The organism is Sphingobium sp. TCM1 (assembly GCF_001650725.1).
In the GTDB taxonomy this organism is placed as follows: domain Bacteria; phylum Pseudomonadota; class Alphaproteobacteria; order Sphingomonadales; family Sphingomonadaceae; genus Sphingobium.
Genome location: NZ_LXVX01000001.1, coordinates 82,455 through 96,072, shown reverse-complemented (window position 1 = coordinate 96,072; position 13,618 = coordinate 82,455). Strand labels below are relative to the sequence as shown.

10 protein-coding genes are annotated in these 13,618 nt (G+C 64.1%); 5 read left to right on the top strand and 5 right to left on the bottom strand.

Annotated elements, in window-relative coordinates:
• The first annotated feature begins 109 nt into the window (after positions 1–109).
• The 3 genes from A7Q26_RS00400 to A7Q26_RS00390 are packed head-to-tail and all read left to right on the top strand — an operon-like array spanning position 110 to position 4,026.
• Complete coding sequence (locus A7Q26_RS00400) at positions 110–1,183, top strand: ABC transporter substrate-binding protein (RefSeq protein WP_066854895.1); 1,074 nt, start codon at positions 110–112, stop codon at positions 1,181–1,183.
• 1 nt (position 1,184) lies between these two features.
• Positions 1,185–2,684, top strand: coding sequence for an OprO/OprP family phosphate-selective porin (locus tag A7Q26_RS00395; RefSeq protein ID WP_066854893.1), 1,500 nt, complete (start codon positions 1,185–1,187; stop codon positions 2,682–2,684).
• 34 nt (positions 2,685–2,718) lie between these two features.
• Positions 2,719–4,026 carry a CitMHS family transporter gene (locus tag A7Q26_RS00390; protein WP_066854885.1) on the top strand — a complete coding sequence of 436 codons (1,308 nt, stop codon included), beginning with the start codon at positions 2,719–2,721 and terminating at the stop codon, positions 4,024–4,026.
• A 27-nt stretch (positions 4,027–4,053) separates the two neighbouring features.
• Here A7Q26_RS00390 and A7Q26_RS00385 read toward each other — a convergent pair whose 3' ends face one another.
• The 5 genes from A7Q26_RS00385 to A7Q26_RS00365 form a co-directional block, all read right to left on the bottom strand.
• The gene (locus A7Q26_RS00385) at positions 4,054–5,448 is read right to left on the bottom strand and encodes a uracil-xanthine permease family protein (protein ID WP_232313613.1); all 1,395 of its coding nucleotides are present in this window, start codon (positions 5,446–5,448) and stop codon (positions 4,054–4,056) included.
• Positions 5,445–6,560 carry a purine nucleoside permease gene (locus tag A7Q26_RS00380; RefSeq protein ID WP_084438923.1) on the bottom strand — a complete coding sequence of 372 codons (1,116 nt, stop codon included), beginning with the start codon at positions 6,558–6,560 and terminating at the stop codon, positions 5,445–5,447. Before A7Q26_RS00380 ends, A7Q26_RS00385 begins: the two co-directional genes overlap by 4 nt.
• Positions 6,561–6,622: 62 nt before the next feature.
• Positions 6,623–9,112: a TonB-dependent siderophore receptor gene (locus A7Q26_RS00375; RefSeq protein ID WP_084438922.1), complete on the bottom strand. Its 2,490-nt coding sequence runs from the start codon at positions 9,110–9,112 to the stop codon at positions 6,623–6,625.
• A 189-nt stretch (positions 9,113–9,301) separates the two neighbouring features.
• Positions 9,302–10,819, bottom strand: coding sequence for an adenosine deaminase (locus A7Q26_RS00370; RefSeq protein ID WP_232313612.1), 1,518 nt, complete (start codon positions 10,817–10,819; stop codon positions 9,302–9,304).
• Positions 10,820–10,827: 8 nt separating this feature from the next.
• Positions 10,828–11,961, bottom strand: a complete 1,134-nt coding sequence (locus A7Q26_RS00365; protein WP_084438921.1) for a purine-nucleoside phosphorylase — start codon at positions 11,959–11,961, stop codon at positions 10,828–10,830.
• A 105-nt stretch (positions 11,962–12,066) separates the two neighbouring features.
• On the opposite strand from A7Q26_RS00365, the gene A7Q26_RS00360 reads away from it, so the two are divergent.
• Positions 12,067–12,999 carry a LysR family transcriptional regulator gene (locus A7Q26_RS00360; RefSeq protein WP_066854879.1) on the top strand — a complete coding sequence of 311 codons (933 nt, stop codon included), beginning with the start codon at positions 12,067–12,069 and terminating at the stop codon, positions 12,997–12,999.
• 86 nt (positions 13,000–13,085) lie between these two features.
• Positions 13,086–13,616, top strand: a complete 531-nt coding sequence (locus A7Q26_RS00355) for a phosphoribosyltransferase (RefSeq protein WP_066855329.1) — start codon at positions 13,086–13,088, stop codon at positions 13,614–13,616.
• Positions 13,617–13,618 lie beyond the last annotated feature (2 nt).

Genomic DNA, 13,618 nt, shown 5'->3' with positions numbered 1-13,618 from the left:
AAATCCGAATAGGGCACCTGGTGCTGAAAGGTTGATGACAGCTTGGCTTTGTAACTGATCCTCACATTCTTATCCGGCGACAGAAACGGAAAAGCGAGGAGCAGGGTTTATGCGACGGGTTATTCAGATAGTGGCGGCCTTGGCAAGTCTGGCTGCGCCAGCATCGACGGTGGTGGCGCAGCGGCCGGCCGGCTACCCGCGCTCCTATGACCAATTGATCGCCGATGCGCAGGCGGAGCGGCAGGTCATCGTCTACGCCAATGCCGACACGTCGGAAATGGCGCCCGTCATCCTCGCCTTCCAGCGCCGCTATCCCGGCGTGACCGTCCGTTATGCCGATCTGGGCTCCAACGAAATGTATCGCCGCTTCGTCGCGGAAGCGCGGGCGCGCAAGCCTTCGGCCGACCTCGTCTGGTCCTCGGCCATGGACCAGCAGGTGAAGCTCATCAACGACGGGTTCGCCCAGGCCTATGCCAGCCCCGAAAAGCCCGCCTTGCCGCCCTCTGCCGTGTGGAAGAATATGGGCTTCGGCGTCACGGCCGAACCGATCGCCTATGTCTACAACAAAAAGGCGATCGCCAATCCGCCGCGCAGCCATGCGGCGCTGGAGGCGCTGCTGCGCAAGGACCGCAGGGCACTGACGGGCAAGGTCGCGACGTTCGACCCGGCGCGGTCGAACACCGGCTATCTCTATCTGACGCAGGATTATGCGATCACCGGCGACACAAGGTCGCTGGTGCAGGCGATAGCGGCAACCCGTCCCGTGCTGTCGATCACCACCGAACCCATGTTGCGGGGCGTTGCCGAAGGCAGGTTGTCGATCGCCTATAATGTCATCGGTTCCTATGCGGTCGAGCGCGCCCGCCGCGACCCGCGCATCGGCGTGATCTTCCCGCAGGACTATACCATCGTCATGTCGCGCATCGCCTTCATCGCGCGCGAGGCGCGGCATCCCGCCGCCGCCCGGCTTTTCCTCGATTTCCTGCTATCGCGCCAGGGCCAGTCCCTGCTTGCCCAGCACAGCCTCTGGCCGGTCCGCACCGACATTCGCGGCCGCCGCCTTCCCGCTGCCCAGGCCCGTCCGGTGCGCGTCGGCCCGCAACTTCTCGCCAATCTCGATCGCCTGAAACAGCAGCGCTTCCTGCGCGACTGGAAGGCGATCCTTGCTTCCGGAGCCAAGTAGAATGAGTTTTCGATCGTTGCGCGGTGGTTGCGCCGCGCTGGCGCTGATCGTCGCGACGCCTGCGCTTGCCCAACCGCCCAGCGCCGAGGAACTGGCCGCACTGGTCAAGGCGCAGGCCGCCGAAATCGCTGCGTTGAGGGCGCGGCTCGATAAGCTGGAAGGGCAGGAGCTCGCGCAGAATGCTGCGCCTGCTCCCGCGCAGCAATCCTGGCAGCAGCCTGTGCCTCAGGTCGCGCAGCAGCAGGTAAGCCCGCCGCTGGTCATCACCCCCTTCGCGCCGCAGATCGTGCCGCCCGGTCCCGCCGACCTCGACGTGACGCAGGCGCGGGCTGTCGCGGCCAATCCGGCAGGCGTGACCACCGAATGGGGCGCGGGCCTGCCCGTCTTCCGTTCGGCCGACGGCGTCTTCACCTACAAGCCGCGCGGCCGCATCCTGGTCGATGTCAGCTCGACCTTCGGGTCCGACTATGCCGGGCGGAACACGACAACGACAGGGATGCGCGCGCTGCGCCTCGGCCTTGAAGGCAGCGTCGGCCCGCATTTCTTCTACCAGTTCGAAAGCGACTTCTCCGAAAATGAAGTCGACATCGTGACCGCCTTCCTTGGCTGGCGCAATCGCCTGAGCAGCAAGGTCGACTATGACATCCGCGCCGGCCACCTGTTCAACGACCGCGCCTTCGAAGGCAGCACCGGCTCGGATTCAACGCCCTTCCTGGAACGCGGCGTCGTGTCCACCGCGATCATCCCGCAGCGCGGCTTCTACGGCATCGGTATCATGGGTCGCATGTTCGGGCCCAACTGGCACGCCTCGCTCAGCCTGACCGGCGACCGGATTGATGGCGAGCAGGCGACCAACGACAGCCGCACGGCTGCCTTCCGCGCGCACTGGAACCCGATCAGGACCGACAGGTCGCTGCTCCATGTCGGCGCATGGGGTTTCGACGAAGCCCTGTCGTCCGCCGCGACCGCGCTTACCCGCAGCACCGTCATCGGCGGCCGCTTCAACGGCGCGGTGCGCGTGTCGACGGGCGAACTGCTCGGCGGCCGATCGACCACCGGCTATGGCGTGGAACTGGGCGGTTATACCGGCGGTCTCTGGGTCATGGGCGAAGCTGGCCGGCGGATCGCCCGGCTCGACGGCGGCCGCCCGAATTTCGAGAGCAAGGCGTGGAGCCTGTCGACCGGTTTCTTCCTGACCGGCGAATTGCCGCCCTATAATCCGCGCCTGGGCAGTTTCGGCCAGCCCAATGTGCTCGATCCGGTGCTCAGCGGCGGATCGGGCGCGATCGAGCTGACGGCGCGCTACGAGAATCTGGACTATACCGACCTTGTCCTTGGTGGTGATGGCTGGGCCGCGACGCTGGGCGTGAACTGGTATCTCAACAGCTTCACCCGCATCCAGCTCAACGGCATCCACTGGCACACCGACAATCGCGCGGGAACCTTCACCGGCAGCGACGACGGTCAAACCGTCAGCGCGCGCGTCGGCGTGACCTTCTGATCCTCCCCCCTCAAGCCTCTCCTAGGACGCAGCCATGAATCTTGCCCTGCTCGGCTTCCTGATGGTCGCCACCTTCATGACGCTGATCATGACCAAGCGGATGACGCCGCTGGTCGCGCTGATCGTCATCCCCTCGCTGTTCGGCGTCATCGCCGGACAGGCCGCCGGCCTTGGCGACATGATGATCGACGGCATCAAGAATCTCGCGCCGACCGGCGTCATGCTGCTCTTTGCGATCCTCTTCTTCTCGACCATGACCGATACTGGGCTGTTCGACCCGCTGGTCGGGCGGCTGGTGAAACTCGTTCATGGCGATCCGCTGCTGATCCTGCTGGGGTCGGTGGTTCTGTGCGCGATCGTCAGCCTCGACGGCGATGGCTCCACCACCTACATCATCACCATCGCCGCGCTGTTGCCGCTCTACAAGCGGTTCGACATGAAGCGCATCTACCTCGTCTGCCTGTTGATGGTGACGAGCGGGATCATGAACCTGACGCCCTGGGGCGGGCCGACCGCCCGCGCCGCGAGCGCGCTGAAGCTCGACCCGGCAACCCTGTTCCTGCCGCTCGTACCGGGCATGATCGCGGGCCTCGCTTTCCTGCTCGGCCTCGCCTTCTGGTTCGGCATCAAGGAGCGCCGCCGCCTGGGTCATGTCCATCTGCCGCAGGGCGAGCCGGTCGACATCGCCGACCTTGGTGTGTCGCAATATCCCGAAGCCCGCCGTCCGCACCTGCGCGGGTTCAACGCGGCTTTGGTCATCGCTCTGCTGGGCGTTCTGGTCTGGGGTATATTGCCGCTGTCCGTGCTGATGATGATTGCCTTCGCCATCGCCATGATCGTCAACTATCCCGGCGTCGCCCAGCAGAAGGAACGGATCGCGGCCCATGCCGGTAATGTGCTCTCGGTCGTGTCGTTGATCTTCGCCGCCGGCATCTTCACCGGCATATTGGGCGGTACCGGCATGGTGGAGGCCATGAGCAAGCAAGTCGTGGGCGTCATCCCGCCCGCGCTTGGCCCCTATATGGCGCCGATCACGGCGCTGCTTTCCATGCCCTTCACCTTCTTCATTTCCAACGATGCCTTCTATTTCGGGATGCTGCCGATCCTGGCCGAAGCGGGCGCCCATTATGGCGTCGATCCCATGGCGATCGCCCGCGCCTCGCTGATGGGGCAGCCCGTCCATCTGCTCAGCCCGCTGGTGCCCTCGACCTATCTTCTGGTCAGCCTCGCAGGGATCGACCTTGCCGACCACCAGCGCTTCACCTTGGTGCCCGCTGCCGGCGTCTGCTTCGTCATGACCCTGGTCGGGATGATCGCGCTCGCCTTTCCGTTTGTCGCATGATGGTCTGCGTTTCCGGCGCGCAGGCCTTCAGCGTGCCGGCCTCTCGGCCATGCGCCCCGGCACCAGCAGGTTGAGGACCACCGCGATCAGGGCGGCCGGCAGCACGCCCGACGCCAGGATGATGCGCGCGGCTTCCGGCAGATGCGCGAGCGCACCCGGTTCCAGCTCCAGCCCAATCCCCAGCGACAGGGCGATGCCGAAGATCAGCATGTTGCGCTGCGTCCATTCAACTGCGGAAAGCATCGACAGCGCCGCCGATGCGACCATGCCGAACATCAGGATCACCCCGCCACCCAGCACCTCGATCGGTATGGTCGTAATGGCCGCGCCGATCTTCGGCAGGAGACCGCAGAGGATCAGGAACAGCGCGCCGATCGTCACGACATGGCGGCTGACCACGCCAGTGATGGCGATCAGCCCGACATTCTGGCTGAACGATGTGTTGGGCATGGCCCCGAACAGGGCGGCCAGCGCCGTGCCCACGCCGTCTGCCGCCGTCGCGCCGATCAGTTCGCGGTTGCTTGCCGCACGACCGGCATTGCCCTCGCAAATGGCCGAAACGTCGGCAATGGATTCGATGGCGGAAATGAAGCCCATCAGGCAGAAGCCGAAAATGGCCGTGATCGAGATGGCGAAGCCGAAATGCAGCGGGTCCGGCAGCATGACGGGGCTGGCCGCAGCGATGGGAGCGAGCGATACGCGACCCATGATCGCGGCCACCACATAGCCTGCAAGCAACCCCAGCAGCACCGAGGCGGTGGACATCAGCCCGCGTCCGAAAAAGTTGAGCCCGAGCGTGGTGACGATGACGAGGCCGGCGAGCAGCCAGCTTGTTCCCGCCCCATAAGCGGCTGTACCCTGTGCTGCGACGCCGCCTGCGGCATATTGAATGCCCACGCGCATCAGCGACAGGGCGATCATCAGCACGACGAGGCCCGTGACCAGGGGCGGCAGGGCGAAACGGATTCGCCCGACGAACATGCTGAGAATGGTATGGAACAGGCCACCGAACAGGGCGGCTGCGGTCAGTTCGGCCATCGCCGCAACACCGCGCCCGGCGCAGATCGGGATGATGACCGGCAGGAAGGCGAAACTTGTACCCTGCACCAGTGGCAGTCGCGCGCCCACCGGGCCGATGCCGACCGTCTGCAACAGGGTGGCGACTCCCGCGAACAGCATCGCCATCTGGATCATGTACAGGAGGGCGCTCTGGTCGGCGGAGCCATAGCCGAAGCCGGCGGCGCCGGCGATGATGATGGCGGGCGTGATGTTGCTGACGAACATCGCCAGCACATGCTGGATGCCCAGCGGAATGGCGATGGCAAGGCCAGGGAAATGGTCGGGATCGCGCGCCTGCGCCGCCGTCATGCCGATCGGTCGCGGCGCGCGCGCCTCGGCTGCGGCCAGGGGCGCGACCGTCACTGCGGCGGCGCCTTCTCGTAACGGTCCCAGTGGCCCAGCAGCTCGTCCACGACCTTCGACCCGACCAGGTACAGGCTTTCGAGCGATGCGCGCATCCCCGAATAGCCTTCATTCTCGCGCATCAGATTGTCGGCGGCGGGCACGTCGTCGGGCGGCATGGAATAGTTGCTGCCTGAACGCAGCACCAGGACGCGATCCTTGTCGGCCCGCCCGGCCCGGTCGAGATAGCTGATCGCCTGGAGCGTCCCGGTCTCCTCCATGGCGGAGGTGACGAACTCGCCCTTCCCGCCGGTGGAATAGCGGGTGAAGTCGTTGGCCCAGCGATTGAGCAGCTTGCCATGCCAGAAGGTCATGGCGGAAAGCTGGTCGCCGATCAGGACGAAGGGCGGCTTTTGCGCATTGGGATAGCCCATGTAGCGCGCGCGCTCGTGCTGGATGCCGGGATCATCGGGGATGGCCACATCCTTCGTCAGGGCGAAGGCCCAGTCGACCAGTCCCGGATTGATCGCGAACACCCGGCCGTCTGTGATAGGCGGGCTGGTGTCGGCCGGTCCCTTCTTGTCGAGAGGGAAAAAGCCCGACGTCCAGTCTTTGGGAATTTCGCGCGCGTCGATCTCATGCGCCAGGTCGCCATCGACGCTGTAGCGCGCCCAGGCCGCCGAACCGATCGAGGCGTCCTCGGGATCGATGCCGGCGATCCCTGCTACAAGCCAATAGGCCTTGCCGAGGTCGAAGCGCGGGTCGAGGCCCAGCGCCATGGTCGCGGCGCTTGACCTTGCGGTGCCCACACCCGTCACCATCGCCAGTATCTGGCTGTCGGGATTATAGAAAAGATCGTGATAGCCCTGTGGAAAGGGGATGCGCGTGTCGAGCCGTCGCCTTTCCTTCCAAAGCTGGAATTCGCCCGGCGCATCCCCTTGATCGGCGCCGATCTCGAACATCGTGACGATCACCATGCGGACGGGGATGCGCGCCGCGCATGGCATGGCGGGGGCGCAGGCGAGGCTGGCTTCCACCTGCGAAGTCGCGGCGGCGGCGGGGGCGGGTCCGGCCCACGCCAGGCTCGCACTCAGGCTGGCGATGGGCAGGACGCAGCGGAAGAACGAATGCATCGGGATTCCTTGAAATGGGGATGGCGGGAGCGCCCAGAACCGGGCGCTCCCGCAGGCGGGCATCAGAATTTATACACGGCTGACGCCTGGAAGCTGCGCGGCCGTTCCGGCAGGACGATGGTGCTGCCGAACAATTCGGTGAAGTTGGCGCGGAAATATTTCTCGTTGGTCGCGTTCTTCACCACCAGACGGAACAGGAACGGCCCTGTCTCGAACGATGCGCCCAGGTCCACCGTGGTATAGGCTGGCAGCTTCACCGCCTGGCTTTGGCCCGAATAGACCGAATCGACATGCACGACGCTGCCTGACAGGGCGAGGCCGAAGTCGAACGCATAGGTGGCGGTCGCCGAGATCATGTTTTCCGGGATGCCAGCGCGCTTGGAGTCGCTCTTGCTGTTGATTGGCACCAGGCCGATCGGCTGGCCGCCAAGATAGAGAGTCGGGTCGGACACATTCACCAGATCCTCGATGCCGAAGAAGCTGAAGAGCGTGCCGTCCTGCAGCGCGGTCAGATTGTAGACATTGGTGTGGGTATAGGCGCCGGTGATGAGCAGGTGGCGATCGACGGACCAGCGGAATTCGGCTTCCAGCCCCTTGGTCTCTACCGACTGGTTCACCGTGATCGACTGGATATTATAGTCGGTGCGCTTCTGCTTGTAGACCGAGACGGCGGCGTAGAGGGTGTTGTCGAGCCAACTGCCCTTGATGCCGCCTTCATAGAGTTTGGACGCCGACAGGAACGTGCCGGCCGCCACGTCGCCGGGATAGATTTCCGCGCCCTGACCCGCGATCACCGTCGACTGCTTGGCGATGGTGCCATAGGGGATGAGGCCGAACGGCAGTTTGTACGAGGCGCTGCCCGACCATGACCATGCGCCCTTGCTTCCGCTGGCATTGTTCGCCGACAGGCTGGGATCGGGGGCCTCCATTTTCGACGTGATGTTGGTCGCCTTGACGTCCAGATAATCGTAGCGCGCGCCCAGGGTCAGATCGAGGCCGAAGGCAAAGTCGAGATCGACCAGTCCCGCCAGCGCCAGGTCGCTATAATGGCCAACGACATAGTTGGTGTAATCGCAATCGCATTCGGTCGACAGCAGGCGATCCGATGTCGCATCATAGCCCACCGTCAGGTCGACACGGTGGAAATATTCGTAATTGAAGTCGTCGCCATGCGCGAACTTGGTATAGCGTATCGAGGGCGAAAGCTGGAAGGCGAACTTGCCCGCGTCGCTTTCGATCGTCTTCGACGCGACGATCTTGTCCTCGATCACCCAGCTGTCATGGAATTGCGAGAAGCCATAGGCGTTTTCGTTCAGATTTTCATAACTGTCGTAGAACCACTGGTTCTTCAGTTCAAAGCCGCTGTCGGCCGTGTAGATGGCGTCGAAATAGAAGGTCGAACCGCGGTTGATCAGCTTGTCGTCCTCCCCGGTCAGCACGTTCCTGCGGCTCAGCTTCGTCGTGCCGGTGTTGGTCAGCGCCAGGCTGGGGTAGGCGGCGGTAAAGCAGGCGTCGGTAAAGCCGCTCGCGAAGGGGCTGAAACTGCTATTGGGACAGGTGAAGTTGCCGAAGATCGAAAGGCCGCCGGGCACTGATGCGTTGATTTCCTGCTGCGAAATCTGCCCGTCACCGCTGGTATCGAGCGGCTGCGCCTGGCCAGTGATGTAGGTGCCGTCATCGACCAGGGCCTGGGTCAGGCGATTCCAGCCGCCGTTCTGCTGACCCTTGAAATTCTGATACTGGCCGCCGAATTCGATGCGGACATGATCGGACAGGTCGGTGTCGAACGAGCCTTGCAGGATCGTCTGCTTGGTCGACATGTTGCGATAATAGCTGCCATCATCCTCATATTGGCCGAACAGGCTGTAGCCGAATTCCTGTTCGCCGATCTTGAGCGGGCCGGAGATGTTGCCCTTGACGATGTTCATGTCCCAACTGCCGCGCGTATAGCTGAGTTCGCCCGTCGCCTTGTCCCGCAGCTTGCCGTCGGCGACGCGCGCCGACTTCGGCACGAAATTCATGTAGCCGCCGGTCTTGGACGGGCCGAAGATCGGGGAGGCCGGGCCTCGCACGATGTCGATACGGTCCGAAGCGCCGATGGGCGTGGGATAGTTACCCGGATTGTCCAGGCGCCGCATACCGCGGAAATAGACTTCGCCTGGCGTGCCGCGAATGTCGAGCGCACCGCCAACGCCGAAGAAGCTGTTGGTGAAGGTGCCGGGCGCTTGCGCCACCAGATCGTAGATGTCGGTGATGCCGAAGCGTTCGATCTGCTCCTGGCTGATGGTCGAGGCGGAACGCGGTGTTTCCAGGATCGTCTTGTTGAAGCCGAAGACGGTGCCGACATCTTCTACCGGCAGGGCGTTGAGCGCGCCGGTAACGACAATCTCTTCAGGTGCGTCGGCCGGTTCGGGTGCGGGCGCCTGGGCCCAGGCTGCCGGGCTCAGCGCGGTGCAGGACAGCAGCGCCAGCGCTGCCGCCGATCCGTGCCAATGCCCCTGTCGCGCCGCAGATTTGCGTGTTTTCCGATGAAACGGCAGATAATTCCCCATATTCAACCCCCTTTGTCAAAGGTGGCGAAGCGTGATGGTCATGGCTTCGCCAGCCGGTTTTCCCTGCTGCTTGCCTCTCCCATGACATATTGAAATGCTGCGATGCGCGATGTTCATATTATATGCGGATCGTTACAAAGGCGATGTCTTATCGATTTCGTTTTACGTTCCCGAACTTTCGGTAGTTCTTCAATTACCTACAAGGTCTCTCAAGGTTGGAACGGTAATATCTTCAAATTTCCTGAATTCATCTTCGAGTTCGATCTGAAGCGCAGCCTTGGGGCTGGATTTTGCGAAGACCCGGCATTTCGGGTCTGACAGGGCGAGGGCGCAGGGCGCGACCATGGTGCCCGGATGCCCAGGCTCCCAAAGACCCGGTCCTTCGATGAACGCATATTGCAGGCTCGCGCGCGCCATCTGCTTCAGGTCGGCGTAGCGCATCCCCTGTTCGCGCGCCGCGCGCATGAATTCATGGGTCATGTCGGTGCGCAAAATGCCCTGGTCGTCGCTCGACAGCGCGGTGGGGACACCCACCCGGCGATAGAGGCGCAGCGGATGGGCGTCGCCCTTGACCCCCAATATGACCGCGTTGCTGGACAGGTTGACTTCCACCGCTACGCCCTGACGGGACATGCGCTGCATCGTGGCCAGCGCGTCATCCTCGAAGGCAATGGCCGTGCCGTGGCCGATCCGCTCCGCTCCGGCGTCCAGCGCCTTGCGGATATGGTCGCGCAGTGCAGCCGGAGGAACGAGGCCGAGGGCGAGTTCGCCGGCGTGCAAGCTGCGGTGAACGCGCGGATGACGTTCGGCGAGAAAACGGATCATCGCCATGTGCAGGTCATAATCGCGCAATGCGATCACCCAGTCCTCGGGCTGGACGATGTTGACACCGACATAACGCGGATCGCGGTCCGCCAGCGCAAAGGCAAGGATAAGCGAGGCGAAAGCCTGCGCGGGTGGCAAGTCGCGCCAGCCCCACGCAAGATAGCGGACGGCGACGCCGCAGCCGGGGTCGGGCGCCGTGCCGTCACATGCGAGCGTCTTGCGTGCGGCGGCCTCGTTGCGGTCCAGTTCCGCCATCGCGCGGTCTATGATCGGTCGCGCGTCCTTCATCACGCGCTCATGGAACGCGGCAAGGCCATCGACGCCGAGCGGCGTGTCAGCCATGCCGAGCGTCGCCGAGATCAGCGCTGCGGGATTATGGATCAGTTCGAGATAGGCGACGCGGTCGCCCGCCGCGACCTGCCGGGCGACGGTCATGCTGCCCGCCTCGGCCTCCGCGCCGGTCGTGCCGAAACGTTCGAAGCTGGAAAAGAACTGTGTGTGGCCCGATGCGTCATTGGCGCCCACGCCTTGCTGTACGCCACGTGTCGACAGGGCATCGACCAACCGCGTGAAGGCGAAGGGCGCCCGTTCGCCCAGCCGCTTCACCTTCCGGTCCGCGGGGCAGGGCGGGGGCACGACGTGTGTTCCCGTCTCATCCACGCACATATCGCCTTCCGCCGCCCAGCGCAGATAATCCTCGGCATAGGGGGTGCCGCCCAGATGATTGTGCAGGTCGCCGCCCTTGGGCATCGCCTTCAGGAAAAGGCGCAGTGCGGGCGGGCTTTCCAACAGCCGGTCGAAGATGGCGGCGGTGGCCGTCTCTCCGGGGGATGACTGTGCCGCCGCTGGCGACAGCGCGGCGAGCGAGGTGAAGAGAGCCAATCCGCGCTTCATCGCGGATCGGACCCCGGCACCTGATCCTTGTAGCTGTTCCAATGCGCCAGCAATTCCTGCACCACCGGCGCGCCGACCCGGTAATTGGCTTCATAGGCCGCGACCTGTCCCGCCCCTTCATTGGCGACGCTGTCCACCGCGCTTTGGCCAGGCGGCGGCATGGACGGGTTGCTGCCGGTGCGCAGAACCAGCACGCGCGCCGGATCGACCAGTCCCTGCTTCGCAGCGATGGCCATGGCGCCCGCCAGCGACTGGCTTTCCATGTTCGTCATGGCGAAGCGGCCCTTGCCCCCGGTCCACAGCTTCACCCAGTCGCGCGCCCATTGGGTGCGGCCGGGACCATGCCAATAGCGCAGCGCGCCCAGTGTTTCCCCCATCAGCACGAAGGGCGGCTTTTGCGCGTTGGGATAGCCTTTCCACGCGGCGCGGGCCTTTTGCAGCTCGGGGCTGTCGGGGATGACCACGTCCCTGGTCCGGTCATAGGCCCATTGCGCCAGGCTCTGGTTCAGCTTGACCGCCATGGCGAGCTTGCCTGTATCGGTGAAGCCAGCGAAGCTTTCGGTATTGGCGGGCAACTTGTTGGGGGCGTCGGCGCCGATCGCGAACAGGCCATAGGGCCAGTCCTTCGCCACCTCCCGATCGTCGAATTCGCGCAGCGTGTCGCCCTGCACAACCCAGCGCGACCAGGCGGCGCTGCCGACCGACGCGACTTGTGGATCGACGCCGGATATGCCGGTGAACAGCCAATAGGTCTTGCTGAAATCGAAACGCGGGTCGAGCAGCAGGCTCATCAACTGTTCGGCGACGCCGCCCAGCATCGTGTCGGGGCTGCCCCAGCACATGCCATACAGTCCCGCGCCGTTGCGACGCAGCGGATGGAGCGCGCCCTTGATCGGGATGACTTCGTCCAGCTTCTCGCGTTCTGCCCACAGTTGGAACTCGCCAGGGACGTCTCCTTTGTCCTCGCCCGGCTCGAAATTGGCGATGACGATCACCTTGACAGGGATGGGTTTGATCGTCGGAACGACCGGAACGGGCGGCTCGTCGGCGAAAGCCGCCGGTATCGGCACCAGCATTGCCGCAGTCGCGATGATGGCGTGAAGCGCCGATGCTGCAAATCCCCCGGCCATGACCGCGCGCCCCTTATTTTTACTCAGCGGATCGATTAGGGACTTGACCTGATGCAATCAAACGCAATGAATTCCACGCTGCGTTGCAAAAAATAGAGTGGGTCCATGCCGGCATTTTCGCGTTTTCTGCGCTACTTCATGGCCGTCGGCCGGCTGGGATCGATCCGCCGGGCGGCGGATGAACTCAACATCTCGGCCTCGGCGATCGACCGACAGATATTGAATGTCGAGGCCGATCTGGGGATGCCGCTGTTCGAGCGTCTTCCGACCGGTCTGCGCCTGACTGCGGCGGGTGAGATCATGATGGCGGCCGGTGCGCGCTGGCAGAAGAATCTGACCGACGTCCGTGCGCAGATAGAGGATCTGCGCGGCTTGAAGCGCGGCCATGTCGACATCGCGATCATCGATGCGCTGGCCAAGGGCTATGTTCCCGGCGCCATCCGTGCCATCCAGAGCCGCTATCCCGGCATCACCATCGGCGTGCGGGTGCTGGAGAATGACCGGGTCCGCGAATCCATCGCCAATGGCGAAGCGGATTTCGGCATCCTGTTCGAGCCGCAATCCTATCGCGACTTGACGGTCCGCTCCTTTGTCGAGGTCATGCTGGGCTTCATCACGCCGGCGGGCCATCCCTTCGGCGACCAGCGCGAGGCGCGCTTTTCGGCCTGCGCCGGGTCGCCGCTGATCGTGCCGGCGGACCCCTTGGCCGTATGCCAGCAGATCGCCGTGCTGGAGGGGACCAGCGGCCTTCAGATCGATCGGACCGCCACGTCCGACAATATCCAGATGATTACCTCGCTGGTGCTTCAGGGCGTTGGCATCGGCATCCTCACCTCCCTCGACGTGATCACGGAAGTGCAGCGCGGTCTCCTGTCCTTCACTCGCATTTCCGATCCGATCCTGCGGCCCATGACCCTGGCGCTCTGCACGGCCGCCACGCGCACACCTTCCTATGCGGCGGGCATCGTGCTGGGCGAGATCGAGGCCGGCTTCGCACAGCTCAGCTATCCCGCCTCGATCGAGCCGGTCGACCTCTGATCCGCATTGCTGGCGATTGCCCCCTTGGCGCGGGCCGGATAATCGGCATGTTCCTTGTCGTTCCCAGCCAACTGGATTCGCGCTTCATGAGCAGCACCGCAGAACCTGAACTTTTCTATATCGGCTATGACGCCTTCCTTGCCGACGTGCAGGCGGTTGCCCGCCAGGTGGGGGAGGGCGACTGGACGCCCGATTTCATCATCGGCATCGGTCGCGGCGGTCTTGTTCCCGCCGTCTACATCTCGCACCAGCTCAAACTGCCGATGCTCTCGATCGACCATAGTTCGAAAGTGCCGGGCTTTGCCGACGAACTGCTGGGCAAGGTCGCTGCCAAGAGCGCGGCGGGGGTGAAGCTGCTGTTCGTCGACGACATCAACGATAGCGGCGGCACGATTGCCTATATTCGCCGCCTTCTCGCCGACAATCGGTGCGACGACAGCAATCTGCGCTTCGCCGTGCTGATGACCAACAGTCGGTCGCGCCAGACGGTGGATTATTGGGCCAGCCGGATCGATCGCGACAGCGACAAGCGCTGGTTCGTCTTTCCCTGGGAATCGGTCGGCGCCAGCGACGACATCGTGGAGGAGGCACTGTCCGTGCCTGAGCGCCTGTCCTGAGC

Coding starts and splice junctions, on each gene's coding strand:
- A7Q26_RS00400 (WP_066854895.1), top strand. CDS start 110: ATGCGACGGGTTATTCAGATAGTGGCGGCCTTGGCAAGTCTGGCTGCG.
- A7Q26_RS00395 (WP_066854893.1), top strand. CDS start 1,185: ATGAGTTTTCGATCGTTGCGCGGTGGTTGCGCCGCGCTGGCGCTGATC.
- A7Q26_RS00390 (WP_066854885.1), top strand. CDS start 2,719: ATGAATCTTGCCCTGCTCGGCTTCCTGATGGTCGCCACCTTCATGACG.
- A7Q26_RS00380 (WP_084438923.1), bottom strand. CDS start 6,560: ATGCATTCGTTCTTCCGCTGCGTCCTGCCCATCGCCAGCCTGAGTGCG.
- A7Q26_RS00375 (WP_084438922.1), bottom strand. CDS start 9,112: ATGGGGAATTATCTGCCGTTTCATCGGAAAACACGCAAATCTGCGGCG.
- A7Q26_RS00365 (WP_084438921.1), bottom strand. CDS start 11,961: ATGGCCGGGGGATTTGCAGCATCGGCGCTTCACGCCATCATCGCGACT.
- A7Q26_RS00360 (WP_066854879.1), top strand. CDS start 12,067: ATGCCGGCATTTTCGCGTTTTCTGCGCTACTTCATGGCCGTCGGCCGG.
- A7Q26_RS00355 (WP_066855329.1), top strand. CDS start 13,086: ATGAGCAGCACCGCAGAACCTGAACTTTTCTATATCGGCTATGACGCC.